We start from the raw sequence: 25,125 nt of genomic DNA on the forward strand, positions 1-25,125 counted from the left end.
GTCACTACTCCTTCACGGCTCGATCGTGACCTTGATGGCCTCGCCCCTGCTGACCAGGGCGATCGCCTCCAGCACGTCGTCCAGGCCCAGCCGGTGGGTGATGAGGTCGGCGACCGGAACCTGTCCCGTGGCGATCAGGTCCAGCGCGCGGGCGTTGTGGGCCGGGCTCGACCCGTTCGCCCCGACGATGGTCAGCTCCCGGTAGTGCACGAGGTTGGAGTCGCACCGGATGATCGGGTCGTCCTTGGGCAGGCCGCCGAAGAAGCTGACCCGGCCCTGCCGGGCCGCCATCTGCAGCGCCTGCTCCTGGGCGGCGCCCGAGGCGGCCGCGGTGATCACCACGTCGGCGCCGCGCCCGCCGGTCAGCTTGAGCACCTGGGCGATGGCGTCGTCGTCTATCACCGCGTCGGGCTCGACCAGGGCGGCGGCCTTGGCCAGGCGGTCGGCGTTCACGTCGACCAGGAAGACCCTGGCCGCGCCGCGGGCGCGCGCCAGCCGTACGTGGAGGCAGCCGATCGGACCCGCGCCCATCACCACGACGTCGTCACCGTCGGACACCCGCGCCAGTTCCTGGCCGTTGAGCACGCAGGCGAGCGGCTCGGCCACCGATGCCTCAGCGAAGGACACCCCGTTGGGGATCGGGTTGACGCCGCCGACGGCGACGACCTTGTCGGGGATCGCCATGTACTCGGCGAATCCGCCGTCGTAGTGGTAGCCCATCGACTCCTGGTTCGGGCAGACCGTCATCCGGCCGCGCCGGCACTCGGCGCACGTGCCGCAGGGGATGGCCGCGATGACCTGCACGCGTTCGCCGGTGTCCACGACCTCCCCGGCGATCTCGTGGCCCATCACCCTCGGCGGCGCGATGTGGTGGTGGCCGTGCTTGTAGATCTTCGCGTCGGTGCCGCAGGTCGAGCAGTTGCGGACGCGGATCACCAGGCCGCCCTCGGGGCGCGGGGCCTCCTCGATCCTGATGTCGCCTGGGGCGTGGAAGCGGGCGACCTTCACGTGAGCTCCTTCATGACGGCTTCTACGTCGGGGGCCTCGCGCAGCGTGCGGGCCCGGTCGGGATCGAGCAGGATCTCGGCGAGTTCGGCCAGCAGCGCCACGTGGCCGTCTCCCTTGGCGGCGATGCCGATGCAGAGGGTGACCGGCTCGCCGTCCCAGTCGATCCCGCCCGGGAACCGGAGCACGCAGATCGCGTCACGCAGCACGTGCTCCTTGGACATGCCGTGCGGGATGGCCACGCCCTCGCCGACGTAGGTGGAGATGGAGCGCTCGCGCTCCAGCATGGCCTCCACGTACGGCGCCGCCACGGCGCCGATCTCCACCAGCACCTCGCCGCACCGGGCGACGGCCTCCTCGCGGGTCGCCGCCTTCTCGTGCAGGTGTACGGCTCGCGCCTCCAGCACCTCACGCACCGACGGTCCCGCCGTTCTTGATGGTCTCGACGAGCCGGGTGACGGCCGGATCGCCGAGGAAGATCTGGAAGGGGATGATGACCTTCCCGGGCGCCCCGGCCTGGGCGCGGGCGGCGAGCCCGGCGTGGGTGAGCACCACGTCGGCGTCGTCGGGGATGGAGTTGACTGGGGTGTGCTCCACCAGGACGCCGGTGCCCTTGAGCTGCTTGCGCACGGTGGTGGCGAGCATGACGCTGCTGCCCATGCCGGCGTCGCAGGCGATCACGATCTTGCGGATGTCCTTGCTGTCGATGCTGCTCATGCCGTTGCGACCTCTTCTGTGTCTCCGTCTTTCTTGTCTTCTTCGTTCCGCTCGCCCCGCCCGAAGCCGAGCAGGAGCGCGGCGATGATGAAGCTGGCCGCGGTCGCCAGCAGGATGCCGGCGCCCACCCCGAGCCAGCCGCCCCTGGGCGTCACCGTGAGGTAGGCGAAGATGCTGCCCGGCGAGGGCGGAGCCACGAGGCCGGAGCCGGTGATGATGAAGGTGAAGATGCCGACCGCGCCGCCCACGATGACCGCGAGGATCAGGCGGGGCTTCATCAGCACGTACGGGAAGTAGATCTCGTGGATCCCGCCGAAGAAGTGGATGATGATCGCCGCCGGGGTGCTGGGCCGCATGGCCCTGGGGCCGAAGAACATGAAGGCCAGCAGCAGGCCGAGCCCCGGGCCCGGGTTCGACTCCAGCATGAACAGGATGGACTGGCCGGTCCTGGCCGCCTCGGCGACGCCGAGCGGACCGAGCACGCCGTGGTTGATCGCGTTGTTGAGGAACAGCACCTTGGCCGGCTCGATGAGCAGCGAGGCCGCGGGCAGGAGGTTGCTGCTGACCAGCCACCCGACCGCGCCACCTGCCGCGTCGGTGATGACCTTGACGATCGGGCCGATGCCCCAGGCGCCGAGCAGCGCCATCGCGCCGCCCACGATGCCGGCGGTGAAGTTGTCGACCAGCATCTCGAAGCCGGCCTTGGTGCGTTCCTCGGTGAACCCGTCCACCAGCTTGAGCACGTACGCGGCCAGCGGGCCGATGATCATCGCGCCCAGGAACATGGGGATGGTCGCGCCGACGATCAGTCCGACGGTCGCGACCGCGCCGACCACCGCGCCCCGCTGGCCGTGGACCATCCGGCCGCCGGTGTAGCCGATGAGGATTGGGAGCAGGGTGCTGATGATCGGGGTGACGAGCTTGGCGAAGTCCTCGTTCGGCAGCCAGCCGGTCGGGATGAACAGGGCCGTGATGAGGCCGAAGGCGATGAACGCGCCGATGTTCGGCATGATCATGCCCGCTAAGTAGCCTCCGATGCGCTGGATGGTGGCCTTGACGCCGGTCCCGGTGACCGGAGGGGTGTAGGTGTCGGCCATGGTTACTCTCCCAGGGGGGTGGACGGATCTGCGGGAAGCAGCCGGACACGGTCGCGGCGGATGTCGGACGGGTGGGGCATGCGGCTCCCGGGCAGCTCGACGGCGGCGGCGGCCCAGGCCAGGGCCTCGCGTAAAGCGCGTTCGCAGGCGAGTGGATCGGCCAGGAGCGCGTCTCCGGGTGAGTCGTCCCGGCGGGCTGAGCGGGAGAGGTGGGCTGAGCGGGAGAGGTGGGCGAGGAAGCCGGCCAGCATGGCGTCGCCGGCGCCTACCGTGCTGCGCGGTTCTTCGACGCGGCAGTCGCCGTACCAGACACCGTGTTCCGCGACGAGGACGGCGCCGGCCGCGCCGAGGCTGGCCAGCACCGAGCGCGCGCCGGCGGCGCGCAGCTTCTCCGCGGCCTCCACGGCGTCGCCCAGGGTGGTGATCGGGCGGCCGGTCACGTCGGCGAGTTCGTCGCGGTTGGGCTTGACCAGCGCGGGACCGGCGGCGACCGCGGCCATGAGGGCGGGGCCGCTGGTGTCGACGGCCACGTGGATGCCCGCGCCGGTGAAGCGGCGGCAGAGCACGGCGTAGACGTCCTGGGGGACCGACGGCGGCAGGCTGCCGGAGGCGACGACCCAGTCGGCCGAGTGCGCGGCGGACAGGACGGCCTCGGCGACGGTGTCGAGCTCGTCGGCCGACAGCGCGGTGCCGGGTTCGTTGATCTTGGTGACGGTGCCGTCGGGTTCGGCCAGGGCCACGTTCGAGCGGGTGGCGCCCCTGACCGGGACCATCACCATCTCCAGGCCCTCGTCGGCCAGGAGGTGGATGAGCCGTCTGCCCTCGTCGCCGCCGAACGGCACCACCGCGCACGAGACGACGCCGTTGGCGAGGAGGGCGCGGGAGACGTTCACGCCCTTGCCGCCGGGGTCGAGCCTGGCCGCTCCCGCCCTGATCACCGCGCCACGGGTCAGTTCGCCGACCTCTATGGTGCGGTCGAGGCTCGGGTTGAGCGTCAGGGTGAGGATCATGCGCGTACCACCTCAAGCCCCGCCTGCGACAGGTCCGCGACGGTGGCCGGGTCGAGGCCGGTGTCGGTGATCACCACGTCGATCTCGTTCAGCGTGGCGAAGCGGGAGAAGTAGGTGCTGGTGAACTTGGTGTGGTCGGCCAGCAGCACGCTGCGCTCGGCGGCCGCGATCATCGCCCGCTTGATCGCCGCCTCGGCCGGGTCGGGCGTGGTGAGGCCCTTGGTGACCGAGCAGCCGTTGGTGGCCATGAACGCCACGTCCACGTGCAGGTCGCCCAGCGGCCGCAGCGCCCAGTCGTCGACCGTGGCCAGCGTGCGCCCGCGGACCCGGCCGCCCAGCATGATCACGGTCAGGTTGTTCCGGGTGGCCAGAACCGTGGCCAGCGGCGGAGAATTCACGACCACGGTCAGCTCCCGGTCGGCCGGCAGCACCTGGGCCAGACGGCCGGTCGTGGTGCCCGCGTCGATGATCACGGAGCCGTCGTCGGGCAGTTCGGCGAGCGCGGCCTTGGCGATGCGTTCCTTCTCGGCGGTCATCACCTCGTCGCGGGCGGCCAGCGCGGGCTCGAAGCCGAGTCGTTCGACCGGGATCGCCCCGCCGTGCACGCGGCGCAGCACGCCGGCCCGCTCCAGCACGGTGAGGTCGCGGCGGACGGTCTCCGTCGTGACGTCGAAGCTCTCGGCCAGGGCCACTACGTCCACGCGACCGGCCTCGCGCGCCCTGCGCAGGATCTCCTGCTGGCGCTCCTCGGCGTACATGCTGTTGATTCACCGCCGTTTCCGTGTTGTTTCACTTTGTTTTAGACCCGTACGTATTGTTCGTCAAGGTCTGTGCAGAGAAAAAGGCGCGCGATCCTGGTCGGATCGCGCGCCCTCGGTTCTTCTTGCTAGCCGGTGAAGCCTGTCGGGGCGACGCGGACCGCCACCTCGGTGAGCATCGCATGGCCGTTGCCGGAGGTGTCGGTGATGGTCACCCGCACGTACCTGGCCTCGCGCGGCGCCGCCAGCGTGGTCCAGTCGAGCGTGTCGGTGCGGGCCATCGTGTACGCGCGCACCTGCTGCCAGTCGCCCGACCCGGTCGCCGACACCTCGACCTTGGCCGACTCGTGGTAGCCGGGCTTGAGCACGACCCCCACCCCGGTGATCGGGTACGGCCCGCCGAGATCGGCCTGCCAGTAACGGGCGGGCGGCGCGGCCGTACCGGCGCCGGCGGCGTGCCAGTAGGTGAGGTCGCCGTCGATCGGCCCGAGCGGTCCCATCGACGGCCTGCTCGGCGCGGTGTGGGTGAGGTCGGTGGAGACGGTCAGCGTGCCGGCCTGGTGCAGCGCGGCCAGGTCGAGCCGGTCGGGGGTGGGCGTGATGTAGTTGCCGCCCAGGATGCCCTGGCCCCGGTCGTAGTAGACGGTGAGGACGCGGCCGTCGGCGAGCTGGACGCTGCCCGGGTAGCTCATGTCGGAGAAGATGCCGGGGTTGCGGTAGATGAGCTGGCTCTGGGTGGCGGACCACCCGCGCGAGTCGATGTACATGCGCCCGGCCACGGGGCGGCCGCCGACCCAGGTCGCCGACTGGTCGCCGTACGTCAGCAGGTGGCTGCCGCCGCGCAGCTTGAGCAGGTGCGGAGCGTGGCCCTTGAGTGTTGTCTCGTTGACCGGGGTGCTCCAGGTGTCGCCGCCGTCGTAGGAGTGGCTGACGCGCATCACGTCACCGTTGTTGGAGGTCCTGGCCACCATCATCACGTGGCCGCCGCCCAGGTTGGCCAGGGCGGGCTCGGCGTACCCGATGGTGGTGCCGGCGACGTAGACGGGGCCTTCCCACATGGCGACGCGTTCGTCGGCCTTGGCCCAGGTCAGGCCGCCGTCCCGGCTGCGCAGGACGTGGGCGCCGGAGCCGCCGAGGGAGCCGGAGTAGTGGCGGTAGCCGTACACGGGGAGGAGGATGTCGCCGTTGTCGAGCTCGACCATCTCGCCGTTGACGGCGACGCTGGCCTTGCCGCTGTCGTACATGAGGCTGGGCGGCAGGATCGGCGCCGACCAGGTGACGCCGTTGTCGGTGGAGCGCTTGACGTAGACCTGGCGGCGGTTGCCGCGTGAAGGCCGGTAGTCGTAATAGGCCATCAGCAGGGTGCCGTCGCGCAGGACGGTGAGGCTGGGCTCTTTCACGTCGACCGTCAGCGGGTCCGGGTCGCTCGCGATGATCTGCTGGGCTGACCAGGTCTGGCCGCCGTCGGTGCTGCGCCGGGCGGCGATCGCGCCCGAGTGGGAGTGGGAGACGCTCCAGCTGTAGGCGAGGTAGAGGTCGCCGTTGGCGAGCGTGGTGATGGACGGGAACCAGGGGCACTCGACGGTTTCGTTCTGCTCCCTGGTCAGGGCCGGGTCCCACGGGCGGCAGGTGCTGTTGTCGGGGCTGATGATCTGCACGTCCGGCGTGCTGGTCAGGAGCAGGGTGGCGACGGCTAACGCCTTGAGGAACATACAACCTCCTGGGGGGTTGCCGCGATCGAACGCGAAATATCGTTCCATGTCAACGTGAAAGGTTGTTCCATGTTCTGGGTACGCTACTGTCTCTTAATTAGAGGCACCAATGTACCTAAAGGAGCGACATGACGGCACGACACGAAGTACCCGTCCTGATCGTGGGCGGCGGCATGAGCGGGCTGTCCGCCGCGCTCTTCCTCTCCCTCCAGGGCGTCCCCTGCCTGCTGGTCGAACGGCACGCCGACCACTCACCGCACCCCCGGCTCAGCGGCCTGTTCCCCCGCGTGATGGAGGTGCTCAGGCAGGCGGGGCTGGAGCGGGACCTCCGGGCGCTCGACGAGTTCGAGGGCAGGGAGGGCCGGTTCATCAGGGCCGAGACGCTGGCCGGGGCGGAGATCGCCAGCAACCCCGACATCCGGGAGGACGCCGACCTCGGGCCGTACACCCCGGCGCCGGGCGCGATCCTCGACCAGGACCAGTTCGAGCCGCTGCTGCGGGCCAGGGCAGTCGAGCTCGGCGCGGACGTCAGGTACCACACGGAACTGCTGGAGTTCCGGCAGGACGACGACGGCGTCACGGCGGTGGTCCGCGACCGGGGCGACGGCGCCACGACCACGGTCCGCGCCGCGTACCTGCTGGCCTGCGACGGAGACAGCAGCCCGATCAGGGAGCGCCTCGGCATCACCAGATCGGGGCCCGGCCACCTGGTGGAACGGCTCGGCGTCCTGTTCAGGGCCGACCTCGGCGCGGCGCTGCGCGGACGGCACGTCCGGATCTGCCTCACGTCCGGCCACGGCGACCTGCACGTCCGCGCGCTGAACCGCTGGGGCTACGGCATCGACTTCGACCCCTCGCGCGACCGGATCGAGGACTTCACCGACGAACGCTGCGCCGAACTGGTCACCGCCGCCGTCGGACTGCCCGGCCTGGAGCCCGAGATCCTGCACGTCCAGCGCTGGCGCATCACCGCCCTGATCGCGACCCGCTTTCGCGAGGGCCGGATCTTCCTGGTCGGCGACGCCGCGCACGCCTGGCCGGCCACCGGCGGCTTCGCCGGTCAGGCGTGCGTGCTCGACGCCCACAACCTCGCCTGGAAACTCGCCGCCACCCTGTACGGCGGCGCCGGAACCACCCTCCTCGACACCTACGAACAGGAACGCCTGCCGGTGGCCAGGATCAGCATGGACGACTCGCTGCGCAGGATGTCCTGGTTCCACGCGGCGGCCGAGGAGGCAGAACGCCCCCGCGACCACGCCACGGTCGCGATGGGCCAGGTCTACCGCTCGTCCGCGATCCTGACCGAAGACCCGAACCCGCGGCATCCGGATGGGGAGTCGCTTGAGGACCCCCGCCGTCCCACCGGGCGGCCGGGCACGCGGGCTCCGCACCTGCTCATCGAGCGTCACGGTGTCGAACGGTCCACCGTGGACCTGTTCGGCGGCTCGTTCGTGCTGCTCACCGACGACCCGGCCTGGACGGAGGCGGCTGAGGAAGTCGGCGGGCTGGTCGCGCACCGCTTCGGCGGCGACCTCACCGACCTCGACGGCCTCTTCCACCACCGGTACGGGATCAGGCCAGGGGGCGCGGTGCTGGTCAGGCCCGACGGGCACATCGCCTGGCGTTCGCCCGCCGGTGACCCCGAGCCGGCCAGGACGCTGAAGTCCGTGCTGGCCAGGGTGCTCGGGTGAGGGGCGGCCGGCCGTACACGGGAGACGGGCGAGGATGCGGGACAATGCCCGAGTGCGGCCGGCCGCTGCCCGAGAGGAGAGTCCGCGTGTCCGAGCAGGTGAAGAAGGCGCGGCGGCGCGGGCAGGCCCTGCTGGACGCGATCTACGCGGCGGTGCTGGCCGAGCTGGCCGAGGTGGGGTTCCGGCGGCTCACGATGGAGGGCATCGCCGCCCGCGCCGGTTCCGGCCGGATGCCGCTCTACCGGCGCTGGGACACGCCGGAGGCGCTGGTGCTCGACGCGCTGGCCGACGCGCTGTCGGCCGGCGGCGGCCCGGTGGACACCGGTGACCTCCGTGAGGATCTGCTGGTCCACTTCCGCCGGATGACCGAGCAGGTCCTGGCCGGTGACCTCGGCGCCGCGCTCGGGGCGGTGGTCGGCGAGGGCGCCAGGCACCCCGAGCTGGTGGCGACGCTGCGGGACCGGCTGCTGCGCCCGCACCTGGTCGCGATCGAGCAGAGCCTGCGCCGGGCCGTCGAGCGCGGGGAGATCGGCGCGGCCGCCGTGTCGCCCGAGGTGTGCGCGGCGGGCCCGGCGCTGATCACCGTCCAGCACCTGATCAACGGCGTGACGCCCACCGGCGACGAGCTGGCCGCGATCGTCGACCGGCTGGTGCTGCCCGCGCTGGGCAGGCCGTTCAGCGCATCCTGACGAGCTGGCCGGTGACGCACCGGGCCTGCTCGGAGGCGAGGAACGTGATCACGTCAGCCACGTCCTCCGGCCGCGCGATGTGTCCCAGCGGGCTGAGCCCGCGCAGCGTCTCCTCGTCCTCCTTCTTGATCCACCCGGTGTCGGTGACCGGCGGGTAGACCATGTTGGCGGTGATGCCGTACTTGCCGAGTTCGTGGGCGGCCGACATCGTGTAATTTTCCTGGGCCGCTTTCGCGGCGCCGTACGAGACCTCGGTGGGGAAGCCGTCTGGACCGCCCGACGTGAGGCCGATGATCCGCCCCCAGCTCGCCTCCCGCGCGATGTGGCGGGTGGCGAACTCGGCGATCAGCAGGGCCGCCGCCCGCGCGTCCACGGCGAACTGCCGGTCGTGGCCGGCCGCGTCCACCAGCAGCAGCGGGCGGCCGAGGTCGTCGGTGGCGCGCGGCTCGAAGGTGTTGCCGATCCAGCCGGTGGCGTTGTTGACCAGGATCTCCACCGGGCCCAGCGTCTCCTCGGCCCGTTCGAAGAGCGCGCGGGGCGCCTCCGGGTCGGACAGGTCCGCCTCCGCCGACTCGGCCACCCCGCCCGCCAGCCGGATCCGCTCGACCACCTCGTCGGCGCTCGCCGCGCGCAGCACGTCGTACTGGGCGGGGAAGGCCGGGTGGTCCACCGGCTCCAGCCGCTTGTACGTCAGGAAGACCGCCACCCCCTGCCCGGCCAGCGCGACCGCGGCGGCGGCCCCGATCCCCTGGTTGGCGCCCGTCACGAGGGCCACGCGTCCTTGCAGTCCGGTGTCGATCATCCCGTCATCATGCCCAGCCGCCGCGGCCCGCCGCCAACGGGTTTCGCGCCGTAGGGTGAAGGCGTCATGCGAGGAATGGTGGCGGCCGGAGCGGTCGCGGCGGCGCTGGGGGTCGGCGTAATCGCCGTCGGGACCGGCGCGTTCGGGCTGGAGACGCAGGAGTTCACCCGGATCGAGTGCCGCTCGGTCATGGTCAAGGGCGGCGCGGTCTGGCACTGCGACGGCGAGAGCCCGGCACAACTGCGCGCCAACGACGCGGCCGTCCGCCGGGCCGAACTGGCGGCGTTACGCGCCCACCGCGAGGCCGTTCCCCCCTTCAGCCCCCGGCGTCGCACGGATCTCACGTTCGTGGACCACGACGGGCGGACCGGCCCGCAGCGGGTCACCGCCACGCGCCTGCCCGGCGGCGAGCGCTGGATCGCGCATTCCAGCATGGTCGTCGGCACGGGCGCCGGGCTGCTGGCGCTCGGCGGCGCCGTCATCGCGTTTCAGTGGCGGCCGGTGATGGGCCAGCGCTCCACCGCGAAGCCGTCTTCGACGACGTAGGCGCCGCTCCACATGTTCACCACCCCGCAGCCGTGGTTGGGCAGCACCGACACCAGCGACCCGACCCGCAGGCCGCCCGCTCCGGTGAGATAGCCGTGCTCCTCGTTGGCCTTGCCGAACGCGACGCCGGGCACACCCAGCACGGCGCCGAACCCACTGCCCCTGACCGACGCGTCGGAGCTCATCGCCTTCAGCCCGGCGTCGACGATCGCCAGATCCTCGCCCCGAGGCACGCTCACCACCCGGGTCAGCACGGTCAGCGCGCACCGGGACTCCTCGGCGGTGCCGAGCGCCACCTGGTTGCCGTCGTAGAAGACGTAGGTGCCGGGCCGCGCCTCCGTCACCCCGGGCACGAACGGCGCACTTGCCGCCCCCGGCGTCGAACCCACCGAGACGACCGCGCAGTCGTGCCCGGCCGCGCGCAGGTCGGCCGCCACGCCCGCCATCGTCTCGCCGACCCGCCGCCCGGCCTTCTCCCGCCCGCCCGGATCGCCCAGGTAAGTCATCAGATGGCCCTCGTGCGTGAGCACGCCGCGCAGGCTCAGCCCGCCCAGCCGTTCCAGCTGAGCGGCCGTCCGCACCGCATCGGCGGGCGCGACGCCCGCCCGCCCCATCCCGGTGTCCACCTCCAGCAGGTACGGCTGCCGCACCCCCGCGGCCCGTGCGGCGGCGGCCAGCGGCTCGGCGGCGGCCACCGAGTCGAGCGACACCGTCACCCCGGTACGCACCGCGAACCGCACCTTGGCGGGCCCGACCGGCTGGTGCGCCCAGACCAGATCCTCGATCCCCGCCTCCAGCAGGGCCTCGACCTCGCCCATCGTGGCACAGGTGAACCCCGTCGCGCCGTGGCCGAGCTGCCGCCGCGCCACCTCGACACACTTGGACGCCTTGAAGTGCGGGCGCAGCGCCACCCCCGCGGCGGCGGCCAGCCCGGCCATGTCCGCGAGGTTGCGCTCCAGCTTGGCCAGGTCGATCAGCAGCGCGGGCGTGGGCAGCTCATCGAGCGGGATCTTCATGCGAGCCCCAGCAGCGCGCGCGGGTCGGCGTCGAGCAGCGCGTCCAGGGTCTCCGGCCGCACGCCCTCCAGGCCGGGCACCCGGATGCCGGTCAGCGAACGCAGGCCCTTGACCGCCTCGTCCGGCGTCCACAGCGGGAAGTCGGATCCGAACAGCAGCTTGTCCGCCACCCCCCACTCCTGGGCGCGCACCAGCGACAGGTACCCGTCCAGCGGCCTGGCCCAGCTCGCCGACACGTCGGAGAACACCCGCCGGTTCTTCCGCAGCACGATCATGGTCTCGCGCTGCCAGGGATGGCCCATGTGCGCGATGATCTGTGTCAGCTCCGGATGGCGGCGGGCGACGGCGTCCACGGTGAGCGGGTTGGTGACGTCCAGGTCGCCGGCGGGGCTCGGGGTGGCGCCCATGTGCCACAGCACCACCAGTCCGGCCGTCGCGGCGGCGGCGTAGAACGGGTCGTGGGCGGGGTCGCGCGGATCGAAGTGGGCCAGCACCGGGTAGAGCTTGATGCCGCGCAGCCCGCGCGCCACCCCGTCGGCGAGCTGCTCCAGCACGTCGGGGTCGGTGGGGTCGAGTGCCATGAAGCCGACCGTCTCGGTACGGGTGTCGGCGCAGAAGCGGGCCACGTGCTCGTTGGAGGTGGCCACGCCCGCCGAGGTGGCCCGGATGCCGAACACGAACGCCGCCCGCACCCCGGTCATCGCCCGGTCGTAGTCCTCGGGGGTCACGTCCTGCCAGGGCCCGCCGTACACCGGCCGCCAGTGGTCGTCCCACTCGCACCCCCAGTCTTCGGCGAGCATGCAATGGGTGTGCACATCGATCATCGGCCCCGTCCTTTCCACACGTCGGTCATCGGCTTCGTCCCTCTGGCGCGGGTAGCAGTGAGCGGGTCACCACGCGCAGGGCCGTCACCAGCTCGTGGTCGGCGAGCATGACGGCGGCGGTGGCGCGCAGTTCGGTGAGCAGCGCCTCGTGGCGGGCCGGTTCGAGCTCCCCGGCCGGCCCCGAGACGCTCAGCGACGCCAGGACCTCGCCGCCCGCCTCCAGCGGGATGGCCAGGCAGCGCAGCCCGATGCTGTTCTCGTTGTCGTCGAAGGCGTAGCCGCGCTCGCGGGTGACGCGCAGATCCGCGAGCAGCTCGGCGAAGGTGGTGCGGGTGTGTTCCGTCCTCCTCCGGTACGGCTCCGCGGGCAGGAACTCCGGCAGCTCACCCTCCTCCAGCCGGGACAGCAGCAGCTTGCCGAGCCCGGTGGCGTGCGTGTCGTCGCGCGAGCCGCTCATGGACATGTACCTGATGGGCCGATCCGGCTCCTCGACACACAGGTGGAGCACCTGTGTGCCGTCCAGGACGCCGAGGTTGGCCGTCTGCCCGGTCCGCTTGGCCAGCTCGGCCAGGTGCCCGCGGGCCGAGGCGCCCGCGTCGAGCGTGGAGACGTAGGCGGTGGATAGGTCGAGCACCTTGTGGCCGAGCCGGAACGACGGCCGATCGTCCACGCGCACCACGTACTCGGTCTCGGCCAGCACGGACAGCAGCCGGACGAGCGTGCTCTTGGGCAGCCCGGTCTCCTCGAACAGTTCCGACAGGGTCACCGGGTGGCGGCTGGTGGCCAGCCGTTCCAGCAGGGCCAGGCCGCGCGCGAGTGCGTGCGCGTGGTAGTTGGCCGCCGCGGGCTTGTCCTCGTCGATGCTCCGCTTCTCGGTGCCTCTCTTCATGCGCTGACTCCGATCTGGCCGCGGGCGCGTAGCACCTGGCCCGGTCCGGCGCCCGTGTGGCCTGTGCTCTCCACGACGGCGACGCCGTTCACCAGGACGAGCTCCACCCCTGACGGGAACTGGTGTGGTCGGTCGAACGTGCTCAGATCATTGAGCGTGCCGGGGTCGAGGACAAGCACGTCGGCCGCCGCGCCCTCCTCGATCAGGCCGCGGCCGTCGAGGCCGAAGACCTCGGCGGGCAGGCCGGTGCTCTTGCGCACGGCTTCCTCCAGCGTGAGCGCGCCCTCGTGGACGTAGCGGGCGAGCAGCCTTGGGTAGCAGCCGTAGGAGCGCGGGTGCGGGGTGGCGCCACCGGTGAGGCCGGCGGGGTCGAGGGCGAAGCCGTCCGAGCCGATCATGGTCGCGGGGTGGCGCAGGACGGTCAGCAGGTCCTCCTCGCAGCGTCCGAAGGCGACCATCGTGACCGTGTTGCCGTGCTCGGCGATGAGGTCGAGCGCCTGTTCGCCGGACTCCAGCGGGTGGCCGTCGACGAGGATGTCCGGCCAGTCCCACCAGCGGCCTTCCCAACCTGCGAGTACGCGGTCGCGGGCGCCCGGTTCGGCCAGGCGTTCCTGTGTCCTGCCGCCCTCGTGGGCCCAGCCTGGCAGGAGCTGGGACAGGTTCGCGCTGCCGGCCAGGTACGGGTAGACGTCCACGTGGACCGGGGCGTCGGCGATGAGGTCGAGCGCCTTGGCCACGGCGCCCCAGTTGCGGCGGCCCACCGCGGCCAGGTGGGAGATCTGGGTGACGCAGCCGGTGGCTTCTGCCACGCGTACCGCCTGGGCCACCGACTCGGTCAGCGTGTCGGTGTAGTCGCGCAGGTGCCAGGCGAAGACGCCGCCCGCCTCCGCGACCACCTCGGCCAGCGCGGTGAGTTCCGCCTCGGTGGCGTAGCTGGCGGGGGCGTAGATGAGGCCGGTGCTCAGGCCCAGCGCGCCCTCCTCCAGCGAGCGGGCCAGTTCCTCGCGCATCGTGCCCAGCTCGGCGGGGGTGGCGGGGCGGTTGGCGAAGCCCACGGCGCTGGCGCGCAGCGGGAGGTGGCCGGTGAGGGTGGCGACGTTCAGGGACGGGGCGGCCGCCTCCAGGGCACGCAGGTGGCCGGCGGTGCCGCCCTTTGGCCAGGGCAGCGCCGGGTCGAGGTCGATGAAGGCGACGGCGGCCCTGAGTGCCTTCTGGTCGGCGGCCGGGGTCACGCCCAGGCCGCAGTTGCCGACGATCTCGGTGGTGACGCCCTGCCGTACCTTGCTGTGGGCTTTGGGGTTGGCCAGCAGGGCCAGGTCGGAGTGGCTGTGGACGTCCACGAAGCCGGGACAGATCACGCGGCCCGTGACGTCCAGGACGCGGGCGGCGCGGCCGGCGCCGGGCGGGCGGACGGCGCTGATCCGCGCCCCCGTCACCTCGACGTCGGCCGGACGCGCCGGCGCGCCGGTGCCGTCCACCAGCGTCCCGCCGGTCAGCACCATGTCGGCGCGCCTTCCGGTTGGCGGCGCGTCGGTGAGCCCATGGTCAGCCGACACGGAAGACGCCCTCGACCTCGACCTGGCTGCCGAGTGGCAGGGCGGCCACGCCGATCGCGGCCCGTGCGTGCCGGCCGCGCTCGGGGCCCAGCACCTGGAGGACCAGCTGTGAGGCGGCGTGCGCGACCAGGTGCTGCTCGGTGAAGCCGGGCGCGCTCGCCACGTAGACGGTCAGCTTCACCGCGTGGACGTCGTCCAGCGAGCCCGTGTGCTGCTGGACCGCGGCCATGAGGTTACGGGCGCACTGCCAGGCGCAGTGCCGGGCGGTGTCCAGGTCGGTGACGGGCCCGGTGGCGACCAGCGTGTCTCCCGCCATCGCGACCTGGCCGGAGGCGAACAGCGTGTCGCCGTCGCGGCGGACCAGTTCGATGGTCACCGGCTCAGCGGGAGTCGGCGGCGTGTCGGGCAGGGAGTCGAGCATCGGGGTTCTCCTCGGGGAAGTGGCAGGCGACGCGGTGGTCGGCCCCGGTCAGCGCCGGCGCCTCGGCCGCGCACCGCTCCTGGGCCTTCCAGCAGCGGGTACGGAAGTGGCAGCCCGACGGCGGATCCGCCGGACTGGGCACGTCTCCGGTGAGCACGATCCGCTCCCGGTCGCCGCGCGCTGACGGGTCCGAGATGGGCACCGCGGAGATCAAGGCCCTGGTGTAGGGGTGGGCGGGCCGCCGGAAGACCTCTTCGCGCTCGCCCTCCTCCACGACCCGGCCGAGATACATGATCGCAACCCGGTCGCACACGTGCCGCACGACTGAAAGATCGTGCGAGATGAACAGGTACGCCAGGCCGAGCTCCCGCTGCAGTTCCGCCAGTTTGTTGACCACCTGCGCCTGGATGGAGACGTCCAGCGCGGAGACCGGCTCGTCCAGCACCAGCACGCGCGGGCCCAGCGCCAGCGCCCTGGCGATGCCGATGCGCTGGCGCTGCCCGCCGGAGAACTCGTGGGGGTAGCGGTTGGCCTGCTCGGGCAGCAGCCCGACCATGTCCAGCAGCTCGGCCACCCGCTCCCGGCCGCCGTCGCGGTAGCGGCCCTGGGAACGCAGCGGCTCGGCGACGATCTCGTGCACGGTCAGCCGGGGCGACAGCGACGAGTACGGGTCCTGGAAGACGATCTGGATCTCGCCGCGCAGCGGGCGCAGCTCGGCGGGGGAGAGCTTGGCCAGGTCCCGGCCCTCGTACACGATGCGGCCGGCGGTGGGCTCGGCCAGCCGTACGACCAGCCGGCCCGTCGTGGTCTTGCCGCAGCCTGACTCCCCGACCAGCCCCAGGGTACGGCCGGCGTGCAGCGCCAGATCGACCCCGTCCACGGCGCGTACCGCCCCGGTCTGCCTGCGCAGCACCCCCGACCGGATCGGGAAGTGCTTCACCAGGCCCTCGACGGACAGCAAGGGCTCGCTCACACCAGCTCCTCGTGGTAGTGGCAGGCCGAGCGGTGGCCGGGCCCGACCACCGCGGCCTCCGGCCGGTCCGTACGGCACGCCGCCCGCCCGTCGCTCAGCCCGCACCGGGGCTGGAACGCGCAGCCGGGCGGCGGCGCCAGCAGGTTCGGCGGGCTGCCAGGGATGGCTTTCAGCTCGCCGGTCCCTTCGAGCCGCGGCCGGCTGGCCAGCAGACCGGCCGTGTACGGGTGCCGGGGCGCGGCGAAGATCTGGTGCACGTCGCCGTGCTCGACGACCCGGCCCGCGTACATGACCGCGACCCGGTCGGCCAGTTCGGCGATCACGCCGAGGTCGTGGGTGATGAGGATGGCCGCCGCCCCCGCCTCGCGCCTGGCGGTGTCCAGCAGGCCGAGCACCTGCGCCTGGATGGTCACGTCGAGCGCGGTCGTGGGCTCGTCGGCGATGAGCAGGTCCGGCTCGTTGGCGATGGCCATCGCGATCATCGCGCGCTGGCGCATGCCGCCGGAGTACTCGTGGGGATGCCTGCCGTACCGGTCGGCCGGGTTGGCGATGCCGACGGCGGTCAGCAGCTCCAGGACCCTGGCCCGGACGGCGGCGCGTGACAGGCGCGGCTGGTGCAGCCTGATCGCCTCGGCGATCTGCGCGCCGACCGGCACCACCGGGTTGAGCGCGGTCATCGGGTCCTGGAAGATCATGGCGATGCGGCGGCCGCGGATCCGGCGCAGCCTGCGGGCCGGGAGCGCCAGCAGGTCCTCGCCGTCGAAGGTCACCGAGCCGCGCACGATCCGGCCCGGCGGCCTGATCAGGCCGAGCGCCGACATGGCGGTGACGCTCTTGCCCGAGCCGGACTCGCCGACGACGCCCAGGATCTCGCCGGGCCGTACGTCGAGGCTGACGCCGTCCACGGCGCGTACCACGCCGTCCTCCGTGGGGAACTCCACGGCCAGGTCGTCCACCTGCAGCAGCGGGCTCATGCGCGGGCACCCTTCGGGTCGACGGCGTCGCGCAGGCCGTCGCCGACGAAGTTGACCGCCAGCACGGTGAGCGCGATCGCCAGGCCGGGCGGCAGCCACAGCCACGGCATGGTCTGGATGAGGGTGAGGCTCTGGGCGTCGTTCAGCATGTTGCCCCAGCTCGCCTGGGGCGGCTGGACGCCGAGCCCGAGGAAGGACAGCACCGCCTCCAGCAGGATCATCTGCGCCACCAGCAGCGTGCCGACCACCGCCACCTGGGAGAGCACGGCGGGCAGCACGTGGCGGAAGACGATGGTCAGCCGGCCGGCGCCGAAGGCCCGCGCGGCCTGCACGTACTCCTGCTCGCGCAGCGCCAGCGTGAGCCCGCGCACCACGCGGCAGGCGGTGGGCCAGTTGCAGGCGGCGAAGACCACCACCAGCATCGCGGTGCTGGGGCCGAGGACGCCTGCCAGCACGACGACCACGACCAGCGAGGGGAAGGACAGCACCACGTCGGCCACCCGCATGACGGCCGCGTCGAGCAGGCCGCCGAACATGCCGGCCAGCGCCCCCAGCAGCGCGCCGAGGACGACCGCCGCCAGCGCCGACATCAGGCCGACCAGCAGCGAGACCCGCCCGGCGTGGACGAGCCTGGCGAAGACGTCACGTCCCGATGAGTCGGTGCCGAGCAGATGCGCGGCCGAGGGCGGCTCGCGGAAGGCGGACAGGTCCACCGCGTTCGGGTCGTGCCCGCTGACCAGCGGCGCGGCCAGCGCCATGAGCACGATCACGGCGAGGAAGACCGCGCCGGCCGGCGCCATCCGGTTGCGGCGGAAGCGCCTGGCGGCCAGCCGGGCGGGGGAGCGGGGGATGATCTGCGTGGTCATGACAGGCTGATCCTCGGGTCGGCCACCGCGTAGAGCAGGTCGGCGGCGAGGTTGCAGATCAGCACGAGCACCGCGATGAACATCGCGAACCCGATCACCACCGGATGGTCGAGCTGGCCGATGGAGCTGACCGCGAGCTGGCCCATGCCCGGCCAGGCGAAGACCTGTTCCAGGGCCACGGCTCCGGCCAGCAGCTGCGGGACGTAGATCATGACGACGGTGATGAGCGGGATGAGCGCGTTGCGCAGCGCGTGCCGCAGCAGCACCCGGCCGGGGCCGGCGCCCTTCGCCTCCGCCGTGCGCACGTAGTCGGCGCCCAGCTCGGCCAGCAGTCCGGCGCGCACGTACCTGGTGAACGGCCCCGCGATCGACAGTCCGAGAATCGCGGCGGGCAGCACCAGATGGGCCAGGACGTCGGCCCCGCTTCCGTCGCCCGGTGTGGACATGCCCGATGAGGGCACCCAGCCGAGCTTGAGCGCGAACACGTAGATCGCCGCGATGCCGAGGAAGAAGCTGGGCACCGAGATGGTGCCCAGGCTCGCCGCGGTGGCGGCGTAGTCCACCGCGGTGTTGCGCCGCACGGCGGCCAGGGTGCCGACGGCCACCGCCAGCAGCAGCCCGATGACCAGGGCCGTGGACATGAGCAGCACCGTGGGGCCCACCCGCTCCAGCAGCACGTCGGCCACGGGCCGGCGGCTGACGAAGGAGTAGCCGAGGTCGCCGCCCAGCGCGTCGCCCAGCCAGATCAGGTAGCGGACGAAGGCCGGGGCGTCCAGCCCCAGCTCGGCGCGCTTGGCGGCGAGGAACTCCGGCCCGCCCGACTGCAACTGCTCCGGGTTGACCATCATCAGGACGGGGTCGCCGGGGACCGACTGGACCAGGACGAACACCCCCACGCTGATGAGCAGGAAGACGGCGGCGTTGACCAGGAGCCGGCGCACGAGGAAGGCGAGCATCAGCCGGCCAGGGTCCACTCGTCGGCGTTCCAGAACCCGGAGACGAAGTCGCCGCTCGGCTTGAAGCCCCGCAGCCGGGCGCTGCTCGCCCAGAGGGTGTCCGGGTTGTACAGCCACAGGTACGGCACCTGCGCGTTGTCCTTCTCGGCTGCCTTGCGGTAGAGACCGGCGCGTTCGTCCTGGTCGGAGATGCCGTCGGCCTCGGCGGTCAGCTCGTCCAGCGACTTGTCGCAGAAGGAGCTGATGTTGCCGCCGGTCGGGTAGAAGGCGCCGCAGCCGAGGATGGGCACGCTGCTGGAGGGATCGACGGCGTAGGTGCCGCCGCCGAACAACGCCAGGTCGAAGCTGTGATCCTCGTACGACTGCAGCAGCTGGGCCGCCTGGACCTGCTTGAGCTCGACCTTCACCCCGGCCGCGGCCAGCGAGCTCTGCACCACGGTCGCGGCGGCGTCGCGGTCGCGCTGGCCGGGGATCCACGACAGCGTCACCGGCTTGGACGCGTCCCAGCCCGCCTCGGCCAGCAGCGTCTTGGCCTTGGCCGGGTCGTAGGCGTAGCCGGCGAGCGTCTCCGGCAGGGCCCAGGCGGCGACGAACGAGGAGTTCTGCACCCGGCCCTTGCCCGCGAGGAGCTTGTCGACCAGCGCTTTCCTGTCGATGGCGTGGAGCATGGCCTGCCGTACCCGGGGGTCGGCGAAGCGTTTGTCGGTCTGGTCGACGGCCATCCTGAGGAAGCCGGGGCTGGGCTTGCCCGCGACCGTCACGCCCTTGAGCGCGCCGACCGCCTGCAGGTCGGTGGGGGAGATCTGGACCAGGTCCATCTCGCCGGTGCCCAGTTGCGCGGTCGCCACGTCGGAGCTGACCGGCTTGAGGAAGATCTTGGGGATGGACACCGGCTTGCGGTAGTTCGGGTTGGCGGCCAGCTCCACGTACTGGTCGGTCTTGTACTGCACGAACGTGTACGGGCCCATGCCGGCCGTGGGCTTGTTGAAGAACGCGTGCCCGGTGAGCTGGGCGGCGGGCACGGAACCGAGCACGTGCTCCGGCAGCACGAACCCGAACGGCCCGGCCAGCAGGCTGAGGAAGCCCACGTTCGGCTTGGCCAGATTGATGACGAACGTGTCCGCGTCGGGGGCCTCGAAGGCGGCTCCGGCGAGCTTGCCGGCCATGGCGCTGCCGAGCTTGGCGTCGGCCAGCAGCTTGTAGGTGAACAGCACGTCCTTGCTGGAGAACGGCGCGCCGTCGCTCCACTTCAGGCCCTTGCGCAGGTGGAAGACGACCTTGCGGGGCGTGACCTCCCAGCGCTCGGCCAGGCGCGGCTCGTACTCGTAGCGGTCGTTGACGGTCAGCAGGTTGTCGTAGACGAGCTGCATGACCTGCTGGTCGGGGCCGGTGAGCGGGTCCAGCGGGCTGAAGCGCTTGGGCTTCTGGTAGAGGTACACGCTGAGCGCGCTGCTGCCCTGCGCGGTCTTGGCGCCGGAGTTGGTTGGGTCGGAGCAGCCGGTGGCGAGCACGAGGACGGCGGCGGCCAGCACGCCGAGCGGACGGATCATGAGGGCTCCATGGGCGAGACGGGATTGACCAGCGTGCCGAGGCCGGAGATCGAGACCGAGACCTCGTCGCCCGCGGCGAGAAACTCCCCCGTGGTGGCGCCGACGCCGGCCGGGGTGCCGGTCATCAGCACGTCCCCCGGGCTCAGCGTCATCAGACGGGAGGCGAAGGCCACCAGCTCCGCCACCTTGAAGATCATGTTCTTGGTCGAGCCGCGCTGCCTGACGCGGCCGTTCACGCGCAGCTCGACGTCGAGCGCCTGCGGGTCCCCGACCTCGTCCACGGTGACCAGGTACGGCCCCAGCGGCGCGAAGCCGTCCAGCCACTTGCCGGCCAGCCAGTCGAAGAAGCGCACGGCCGGGTCGTCGAGGTCACGCGGGTAGCCGTAGTCGACCGAGCGGGCCGAGACGTCGTTGGCCACGCAGTACCCGGCCACCGCGTCCAGCGCCGTCTCCGCGTCCAGGTCCTTGGCGGTGCGGCCGATCACGACGGCCAGTTCGGCCTCCCAGTCCACCCGCGTGCTGACCGACGGCAGCGGGATCGGGCGGCCGTGGGCCAGCAGCGCGGTCGGCGGCATGAGGAACAGCCGGGGCGCCAGCCGGGACTTGTCCAGCGGTTCGGCGCCGGCCTCCGCCACGTGGTCCTGGTAGTTGGCGGCGACGCCGAGCAGCTTTCCGGGGTTCAGCAACGGGGTGAGGACCTCGACGGCCGACAGCGGCACGGTCGCCAGGTTCCGTTCCTGGGATCCGGCCAGCCAGTTCGTCAGGTCGCCTTCGCCCCACTCCTCGATCACGTCGCCGTCCAGGAGGCGGCCGTGCCGTACCGCGCCGTCGTGGCGGTAGGTGAGCAGCTTCACGGCAGGACCTCCTCGACCTGGCCGGACGCCAGTGAGCGGCGGGCGGCCTCGACGACGCGCAACGCGGCCACCGCGTCGGCTGGGCCGAGCTCGGCGGGTCGGCCGGTGACGACGGCGGTGTGCAGTTCGGTGAGCATGCGGTCGACGGTGGACGGCCCGGCCCACGTGCCGCGCGGTGTCCCGGTGGTGGTCAGCACGCGCGCGGCCGGGCGGTTGGCGTCGGCCAGCAGAGTGCCGTGGGAGCCCGCGACGCGGTAGCGGTGCAGCGACAGGCCGCCCGCTCCCGGCATCGCCGGTGTACGGCCCGCCACGACGGTGCTGGTCATCCCGCGCTCATGGGTGAGGCAGAGCGTGACCAGATCCTCAGGTCCGTCCTGGAAGGAGCTGTTTTGGGAGGGGCCGTCCTGGAAGCGGGGGCCGCCGGTGGCGTAGACGGCGGTGACCGGCAGGGCGGTCATCGCGTGGATGGCGTCGGTGGCGTAAGGGGCGAAGTTGAGCAGTTCGCCCAGCGGCCAGACCGCGCCGCCGCCCGCGACCAGGAAGTCGGCCTGCACGTTCCACGGCAGCCCGACCTTGCCGGCGGCGATCGCCTCCCGAGCCACCCTGACCGCGGGCTGGAAGCGCTGGTGGTGGGCGGGCAGGCAGACCAGGCCGGTGCCCGCGGCCGCCTCGGCGATCCGCGCGCACTCGGCGGCGGTCAGCGCCATCGGCTTGTCGACCAGCACGTGCTTCCCGGCGCGCAGAGCGCGGGTGACCACCTCGACGCGCCGCTCGTACGGCACGCAGACGCTGACGACGTCGGCGTCCGGCCGGTCGAGCGGGTCGTCCGCCTCGGCCCGGCCGGTGACGCGGAAGCCCGGGTGCGCCTCGAAGGCGGGGGCGTACATGTCGCGCTGGTGGTTCTGGTGGCCGAGGCCGTACTCGCCGATCAGCAGGACGTCGAGAACCCTCATCGGACCTCCTCCAGAGACACCGGGCGGCCGAGTTCCATCGAGCGTTCGGCGGCGACGCCCATCGCCACCGCGAGCAGGGCCTCGTCCCCGGCCACCCCGGTGCTCGCGGTGCCGGTGACGGTGTCGAGCCAGGCCGACATCTGGGCGGCGAAGCCCGCGGCCGGGCCCTCCGCGGCCAGGTGGGTGCCGCGTTCGTCGGCGAGCAGCACGCCCTCGCCGTCCCACTCCATCGTCAGCAGGCCCTCGGTGCCCTGGACGACGACGTCGCGGGCGCTCAGGCTCGCGGGCCGGTGGGCGCGGCTCATCTCGCAGATCGCGGTGGCGCCGCCGGCGTAGGTGACGACCATCTCCAGGTGGTCGTGGACGTCCAGTTCGGCGGCGGTCCTGCGCTGGCCTCTGGCGTACACGCTGACCGGCTCGTCGCCGATCCACCAGGTCACCAGGTCGAGCAGGTGGACGCCGTTGTGCAGGGCGTGGCCGCCGGAGCGTTCGCGGTCGATCACCCAGGTACGCCAGTCGGGCCAGATCCAGCCGCCGAGCAGCGCCAGCCGTACCAGGAGAGGGCGGCCGAGCGCGCCGGAGGCGATCTCGCCGTGGACGGTGCGGGCGTAGTCGTAGAAGCGGTGCGAGTGCGCGACGGAAAGGGTACGGCCGGCGGCGGCGAAGGCCTCGACGGTCTTGCGGGCCGCCGGGACGGTGGTCGCCAGCGGCTTCTCCACCAGCAGGTGCTTGCCGGCCGCGGCGACGCGGGCGGCGAGTTCGTCGTGGGTGTCGTTGGGGGTGCACAGGACGCAGGCGTCGACGCCGGGCCAGGCGAGCGCCTCGGCCAGATCGGTGGTCCAGGGGACGCCGCCCTGGGCCCGCGCGGCCTGTCCGGCGCGTGCGGCGCTGGTGTCGACGAAGCCGGCCAGCCGCCCTCGTGGATCGCTGGATAACGCGGCGACGTGCTGGTCGGCGATGGCGCCCGCACCGATCACGAGCACGCCCACCGACGTGGAACCTCTTTCCATGCGTGCATCCTTCGTGCGTGCCCAGGCCAATGTCAAGGGTTGACGTGGAATCTCCTTCCACGTAACTTCCGCGACATGGAACGTCTTTTCACGTAAGGAGCAGTTGTGGAATTAGACCGTCCGCTGGGACACGCGATCGACGAGGCCGCGCGCCGGGTTCTGCCGGGAGGCGTCAACTCCGCCACCCGCCAGGTGGGCGCGCCGTACGCCTTCACCGCCGCCGACGGCGCCTATGTGAGCGACGCCGACGGCCACCGCTACCTGGACTACCACGCCGCCTTCGGCGCCGTTCTGCTCGGTCACAACCATCCGGCCGTACGGCAGGCGGTCCTGACCGCACTCGACGGCGTCGACCTGATGGGCCTGGGCGTGACGCCGATCGAGGTCGAGCTGGCCGAGCTGGCCTGCGAGCTCATCCCGTCCGCCGAGATGATGATCACCACGATGAGCGGCTCGGAGGCCACCGTCCAGGCGGTCCGCCTGGCCCGCGCGGTCACCGGCCGGTCGCTGCTGGTCAAGTTCCAGGGCTGCTATCACGGATGGGGCGACGCCCTGGCCAGGAACGTGATCTCCAAGCCCGAATCCGCCTACGGCCGCGACCCGCTCTCCGCCGGGCTGCTCGACTCGGCCGTGGACGCCACGCTCATCGCCGAGTTCAACGACCTGGACTCGGTGCGCGCCCTGTTCGAGTCCCATCCCGAGCAGATCGCCGCGGTCTTCCTGGAGCCGATCCCGCACAACGTCGGCGCGCTGGTGCCCACGCAGGAGTTCGTCGAGGGCCTGCGCGAGCTGACCAGGCAGCAGGGCGCGCTGCTGGTCTTCGACGAGGTGATCACCGGATTCCGCCACGCGCTCGGCGGCTACCAGCAGGTCTGCGGGGTGCAGCCGGACCTGACCGCCTTCGGCAAGGCGATGGCCAACGGCTTCCCGACGGCGGGCCTGGCCGGACCGCGCGAGCTGATGGAGCGCTTCGCCGCCGACGTGCTGCTCGCCGGGACCTTCAACGGCCACCCGGTCGCCGCCCACGCCGCCATCGCCACCATGCGGCACCTGCGCGACAACCCGGACTTCTACCTCAGGACGCACCGGCTGGGACAGCGCCTGCGCGACGGGCTCGGCGAGATCACCGCCGAACTCGACGTGGACGCGACCGTCAGCGGGTTCGGCGGCGTGTTCGTGCTCTACTTCGGCACCGGCCCGGTCTCCGGCTACCGCGACCTGATGCGCAACGACCACGCGGCGTACGCGGCCTTCCACCGCAGGATGACCGGCAAGGGCTTCCTCATGCTGCCGATGGCGCTCAAGCGCAACCACGTCTCGGGCGCGCACACCGACGCCGACATCGACCTGACCCTGGAGGCGGCCAGGGACGTGCTCAAGGAGATGCGCGCGGACGGCCTCATCTGACCTGGCCTGCGGTCAGGAGGTGCGCTGAGGACTTGCGGGCTTGCGGGCGACGCCCACGTACCACCACTCGCTGCCCTCGGGGTCCTCCTCCCACGGCTCCTCCGGCCGCCAGTCCGCCACGTGGACCACGCCGGGCTCGACCAGGTCGAAGCCGTCGAAGAAACGGGAGATCTGCGCGAAGCTCCGGTGCAGCAGGGGCGTGTCCGCCTTGTCGTACACCTTCCGGGCGGCCACACCCACCTCGGGATGGGCGTCGTCGGTCAGGTGGGAGACGATCAGGAAGCTGCCCGGCGCCATGCGCTCGGAGAAGGCCCGCACCACTTGGTACGGATCGTCCTCGTCGGGGATGCAGTGCAGCACGCCGAGGAACACCACCCCGACCGGCTGGCTGAAGTCGATGAGCCGCTTCACGTCGGGATGGTCGAGGATCGTGCCCGGCTCGCGGATGTCGGCGTGCGCGATGGCGGTGTTGCCGTCGACGTCGGCCAGCAGCGCCCGCGCGTGGACGATGACGACCGGGTCGTGGTCCACGTAGACCACGGGCGCGTTGGGGTGGATCCGTCGGGCGACCTCGTGCACGTTGTTCTGGTTGGGCAGCCCGGTGCCCAGGTCGATGAACTGGCGGATGCCAAGGTTGGCGACATGGCGTACGGCCCTGCCCAGAAACCACCGGTTGGCCAGGCAGATCTGGCGGCTGGGACCCAGCGCCATGATCTTCTCGGCCGCGGCGCGGTCGGCGGCGAAGTTGTCCTTGCCTCCGAGGTAGTAGTCGTACATGCGCGCGGCGTTGGGCACGTTCGGGTTGATCCCGGAGGGCACGCGCGTGGGGTTGCTCATCGTCACACCTTT

At 72.0% G+C, this 25,125-nt stretch carries 26 protein-coding genes; 4 read left to right on the forward strand and 22 right to left on the reverse strand.

Annotated elements, in window-relative coordinates:
- Positions 1–12: 12 nt before the first annotated feature.
- From HNR40_RS37475 to HNR40_RS37505, 7 genes are all read right to left on the reverse strand, one after another.
- A complete protein-coding gene (locus HNR40_RS37475) occupies positions 13–1,008 on the reverse strand; it encodes a zinc-dependent dehydrogenase (protein ID WP_184970009.1) in 996 nt (331 codons plus the stop codon).
- Entirely contained in the window at positions 1,005–1,421 is a 417-nt protein-coding gene (locus tag HNR40_RS37480) for a PTS mannitol transporter subunit IIA (RefSeq protein ID WP_184970011.1), read from the reverse strand. Before HNR40_RS37480 ends, HNR40_RS37475 begins: the two co-directional genes overlap by 4 nt.
- Positions 1,414–1,722 (reverse strand): PTS sugar transporter subunit IIBC family protein, encoded by a 309-nt coding sequence (locus tag HNR40_RS37485; RefSeq protein WP_184970013.1) that lies wholly within the window; start codon positions 1,720–1,722, stop codon positions 1,414–1,416. The genes HNR40_RS37480 and HNR40_RS37485 overlap by 8 nt, the downstream gene beginning before the upstream one ends.
- On the reverse strand, positions 1,719–2,819 hold the full coding sequence (mtlA, locus tag HNR40_RS37490) for a mannitol-specific PTS transporter subunit IIC (RefSeq protein ID WP_184970015.1): 1,101 nt from the start codon (positions 2,817–2,819) through the stop codon (positions 1,719–1,721). The genes HNR40_RS37485 and mtlA overlap by 4 nt, the downstream gene beginning before the upstream one ends.
- Positions 2,820–2,821: 2 nt before the next feature.
- The gene (locus HNR40_RS37495) at positions 2,822–3,829 is read right to left on the reverse strand and encodes a 1-phosphofructokinase family hexose kinase (protein ID WP_184970017.1); all 1,008 of its coding nucleotides are present in this window, start codon (positions 3,827–3,829) and stop codon (positions 2,822–2,824) included.
- Positions 3,826–4,587, reverse strand: a complete 762-nt coding sequence (locus tag HNR40_RS37500; protein ID WP_184970019.1) for a DeoR/GlpR family DNA-binding transcription regulator — start codon at positions 4,585–4,587, stop codon at positions 3,826–3,828. The genes HNR40_RS37495 and HNR40_RS37500 overlap by 4 nt, the downstream gene beginning before the upstream one ends.
- Before the next feature lie 128 nt (positions 4,588–4,715).
- Positions 4,716–6,299 carry an exo-alpha-sialidase gene (locus tag HNR40_RS37505; RefSeq protein ID WP_184970021.1) on the reverse strand — a complete coding sequence of 528 codons (1,584 nt, stop codon included), beginning with the start codon at positions 6,297–6,299 and terminating at the stop codon, positions 4,716–4,718.
- Positions 6,300–6,427: 128 nt separating this feature from the next.
- Between HNR40_RS37505 and HNR40_RS37510 the strand changes: the two genes are divergently transcribed.
- Together HNR40_RS37510 and HNR40_RS37515 are read left to right on the forward strand one after the other, a co-directional pair.
- Positions 6,428–7,990, forward strand: a complete 1,563-nt coding sequence (locus tag HNR40_RS37510; RefSeq protein ID WP_184970023.1) for an FAD-dependent monooxygenase — start codon at positions 6,428–6,430, stop codon at positions 7,988–7,990.
- Between the two features lie 86 nt (positions 7,991–8,076).
- On the forward strand, positions 8,077–8,679 hold the full coding sequence (locus tag HNR40_RS37515) for a TetR/AcrR family transcriptional regulator (protein WP_184970025.1): 603 nt from the start codon (positions 8,077–8,079) through the stop codon (positions 8,677–8,679).
- Here the strand turns inward: HNR40_RS37515 and HNR40_RS37520 are convergent.
- A complete protein-coding gene (locus HNR40_RS37520) occupies positions 8,666–9,481 on the reverse strand; it encodes an SDR family NAD(P)-dependent oxidoreductase (RefSeq protein WP_184970027.1) in 816 nt (271 codons plus the stop codon). The genes HNR40_RS37515 and HNR40_RS37520 overlap by 14 nt on opposite strands.
- Before the next feature lie 66 nt (positions 9,482–9,547).
- Here HNR40_RS37520 and HNR40_RS37525 point away from each other — a divergent pair, with 66 nt between their 5' ends.
- Entirely contained in the window at positions 9,548–10,027 is a 480-nt protein-coding gene (locus HNR40_RS37525; RefSeq protein ID WP_184970029.1) for a hypothetical protein, read from the forward strand.
- On the opposite strand, the gene HNR40_RS37530 is transcribed toward HNR40_RS37525, so the two are convergent.
- The 13 genes from HNR40_RS37530 to HNR40_RS37590 are packed head-to-tail and all read right to left on the reverse strand — an operon-like array spanning position 9,970 to position 22,869.
- The gene (locus HNR40_RS37530) at positions 9,970–11,043 is read right to left on the reverse strand and encodes an alanine racemase (RefSeq protein ID WP_184970031.1); all 1,074 of its coding nucleotides are present in this window, start codon (positions 11,041–11,043) and stop codon (positions 9,970–9,972) included. The two genes, HNR40_RS37525 and HNR40_RS37530, sit on opposite strands and share 58 nt — an antisense overlap.
- Positions 11,040–11,867, reverse strand: coding sequence for an amidohydrolase family protein (locus HNR40_RS37535; RefSeq protein WP_184970033.1), 828 nt, complete (start codon positions 11,865–11,867; stop codon positions 11,040–11,042). Before HNR40_RS37535 ends, HNR40_RS37530 begins: the two co-directional genes overlap by 4 nt.
- 25 nt (positions 11,868–11,892) lie before the next feature.
- Positions 11,893–12,756, reverse strand: a complete 864-nt coding sequence (locus HNR40_RS37540; protein WP_184970035.1) for an IclR family transcriptional regulator — start codon at positions 12,754–12,756, stop codon at positions 11,893–11,895.
- Complete coding sequence (locus HNR40_RS37545) at positions 12,753–14,312, reverse strand: N-acyl-D-amino-acid deacylase family protein (protein WP_184970037.1); 1,560 nt, start codon at positions 14,310–14,312, stop codon at positions 12,753–12,755. The genes HNR40_RS37540 and HNR40_RS37545 overlap by 4 nt, the downstream gene beginning before the upstream one ends.
- Complete coding sequence (locus HNR40_RS37550; protein ID WP_184970039.1) at positions 14,302–14,733, reverse strand: RidA family protein; 432 nt, start codon at positions 14,731–14,733, stop codon at positions 14,302–14,304. The genes HNR40_RS37545 and HNR40_RS37550 overlap by 11 nt, the downstream gene beginning before the upstream one ends.
- Entirely contained in the window at positions 14,693–15,706 is a 1,014-nt protein-coding gene (locus HNR40_RS37555; RefSeq protein ID WP_184970041.1) for an ABC transporter ATP-binding protein, read from the reverse strand. The genes HNR40_RS37550 and HNR40_RS37555 overlap by 41 nt, the downstream gene beginning before the upstream one ends.
- Positions 15,703–16,680, reverse strand: a complete 978-nt coding sequence (locus tag HNR40_RS37560; RefSeq protein WP_184970044.1) for an ABC transporter ATP-binding protein — start codon at positions 16,678–16,680, stop codon at positions 15,703–15,705. The genes HNR40_RS37555 and HNR40_RS37560 overlap by 4 nt, the downstream gene beginning before the upstream one ends.
- On the reverse strand, positions 16,677–17,546 hold the full coding sequence (gene opp4C, locus HNR40_RS37565; protein WP_184970046.1) for an oligopeptide ABC transporter permease: 870 nt from the start codon (positions 17,544–17,546) through the stop codon (positions 16,677–16,679). The genes HNR40_RS37560 and opp4C overlap by 4 nt, the downstream gene beginning before the upstream one ends.
- Positions 17,543–18,502, reverse strand: a complete 960-nt coding sequence (locus HNR40_RS37570; protein WP_184970048.1) for an ABC transporter permease — start codon at positions 18,500–18,502, stop codon at positions 17,543–17,545. Before HNR40_RS37570 ends, opp4C begins: the two co-directional genes overlap by 4 nt.
- The gene (locus HNR40_RS37575; protein WP_184970050.1) at positions 18,502–20,052 is read right to left on the reverse strand and encodes an ABC transporter substrate-binding protein; all 1,551 of its coding nucleotides are present in this window, start codon (positions 20,050–20,052) and stop codon (positions 18,502–18,504) included. Before HNR40_RS37575 ends, HNR40_RS37570 begins: the two co-directional genes overlap by 1 nt.
- Positions 20,049–20,906: a fumarylacetoacetate hydrolase family protein gene (locus HNR40_RS37580; protein WP_184970052.1), complete on the reverse strand. Its 858-nt coding sequence runs from the start codon at positions 20,904–20,906 to the stop codon at positions 20,049–20,051. The genes HNR40_RS37575 and HNR40_RS37580 overlap by 4 nt, the downstream gene beginning before the upstream one ends.
- Positions 20,903–21,859 (reverse strand): Gfo/Idh/MocA family protein, encoded by a 957-nt coding sequence (locus HNR40_RS37585; RefSeq protein WP_184970054.1) that lies wholly within the window; start codon positions 21,857–21,859, stop codon positions 20,903–20,905. Before HNR40_RS37585 ends, HNR40_RS37580 begins: the two co-directional genes overlap by 4 nt.
- Positions 21,856–22,869 carry a Gfo/Idh/MocA family protein gene (locus tag HNR40_RS37590; protein WP_184970056.1) on the reverse strand — a complete coding sequence of 338 codons (1,014 nt, stop codon included), beginning with the start codon at positions 22,867–22,869 and terminating at the stop codon, positions 21,856–21,858. Before HNR40_RS37590 ends, HNR40_RS37585 begins: the two co-directional genes overlap by 4 nt.
- Positions 22,870–22,974: 105 nt before the next feature.
- Here HNR40_RS37590 and HNR40_RS37595 point away from each other — a divergent pair, with 105 nt between their 5' ends.
- Positions 22,975–24,276, forward strand: coding sequence for an aspartate aminotransferase family protein (locus HNR40_RS37595; protein WP_221341313.1), 1,302 nt, complete (start codon positions 22,975–22,977; stop codon positions 24,274–24,276).
- 12 nt (positions 24,277–24,288) lie between these two features.
- Here the strand turns inward: HNR40_RS37595 and HNR40_RS37600 are convergent, their stop codons facing one another.
- A complete protein-coding gene (locus HNR40_RS37600) occupies positions 24,289–25,113 on the reverse strand; it encodes an SAM-dependent methyltransferase (RefSeq protein WP_184970058.1) in 825 nt (274 codons plus the stop codon).
- Positions 25,114–25,125: the final 12 nt, after the last annotated feature.

The sequence above is a fragment of the Nonomuraea endophytica genome, assembly GCF_014203235.1.
GTDB lineage: Bacteria > Actinomycetota > Actinomycetes > Streptosporangiales > Streptosporangiaceae > Nonomuraea > Nonomuraea endophytica.

Bases quoted from the DNA above. Each gene is read 5' to 3' on its own strand.
- HNR40_RS37485 (WP_184970013.1), bottom strand. From the start codon at position 1,722: ATGAGCAGCATCGACAGCAAGGACATCCGCAAGATCGTGATCGCCTGC.
- mtlA (WP_184970015.1), bottom strand. From the start codon at position 2,819: ATGGCCGACACCTACACCCCTCCGGTCACCGGGACCGGCGTCAAGGCC.
- HNR40_RS37495 (WP_184970017.1), bottom strand. From the start codon at position 3,829: ATGATCCTCACCCTGACGCTCAACCCGAGCCTCGACCGCACCATAGAG.
- HNR40_RS37500 (WP_184970019.1), bottom strand. From the start codon at position 4,587: ATGTACGCCGAGGAGCGCCAGCAGGAGATCCTGCGCAGGGCGCGCGAG.
- HNR40_RS37505 (WP_184970021.1), bottom strand. From the start codon at position 6,299: ATGTTCCTCAAGGCGTTAGCCGTCGCCACCCTGCTCCTGACCAGCACG.
- HNR40_RS37510 (WP_184970023.1), top strand. From the start codon at position 6,428: ATGACGGCACGACACGAAGTACCCGTCCTGATCGTGGGCGGCGGCATG.
- HNR40_RS37520 (WP_184970027.1), bottom strand. From the start codon at position 9,481: ATGATCGACACCGGACTGCAAGGACGCGTGGCCCTCGTGACGGGCGCC.
- HNR40_RS37525 (WP_184970029.1), top strand. From the start codon at position 9,548: ATGCGAGGAATGGTGGCGGCCGGAGCGGTCGCGGCGGCGCTGGGGGTC.
- HNR40_RS37530 (WP_184970031.1), bottom strand. From the start codon at position 11,043: ATGAAGATCCCGCTCGATGAGCTGCCCACGCCCGCGCTGCTGATCGAC.
- HNR40_RS37535 (WP_184970033.1), bottom strand. From the start codon at position 11,867: ATGATCGATGTGCACACCCATTGCATGCTCGCCGAAGACTGGGGGTGC.
- HNR40_RS37540 (WP_184970035.1), bottom strand. From the start codon at position 12,756: ATGAAGAGAGGCACCGAGAAGCGGAGCATCGACGAGGACAAGCCCGCG.
- HNR40_RS37550 (WP_184970039.1), bottom strand. From the start codon at position 14,733: ATGCTCGACTCCCTGCCCGACACGCCGCCGACTCCCGCTGAGCCGGTG.
- HNR40_RS37560 (WP_184970044.1), bottom strand. From the start codon at position 16,680: ATGAGCCCGCTGCTGCAGGTGGACGACCTGGCCGTGGAGTTCCCCACG.
- opp4C (WP_184970046.1), bottom strand. From the start codon at position 17,546: ATGACCACGCAGATCATCCCCCGCTCCCCCGCCCGGCTGGCCGCCAGG.
- HNR40_RS37570 (WP_184970048.1), bottom strand. From the start codon at position 18,502: ATGCTCGCCTTCCTCGTGCGCCGGCTCCTGGTCAACGCCGCCGTCTTC.
- HNR40_RS37575 (WP_184970050.1), bottom strand. From the start codon at position 20,052: ATGATCCGTCCGCTCGGCGTGCTGGCCGCCGCCGTCCTCGTGCTCGCC.
- HNR40_RS37585 (WP_184970054.1), bottom strand. From the start codon at position 21,859: ATGAGGGTTCTCGACGTCCTGCTGATCGGCGAGTACGGCCTCGGCCAC.
- HNR40_RS37590 (WP_184970056.1), bottom strand. From the start codon at position 22,869: ATGGAAAGAGGTTCCACGTCGGTGGGCGTGCTCGTGATCGGTGCGGGC.
- HNR40_RS37600 (WP_184970058.1), bottom strand. From the start codon at position 25,113: ATGAGCAACCCCACGCGCGTGCCCTCCGGGATCAACCCGAACGTGCCC.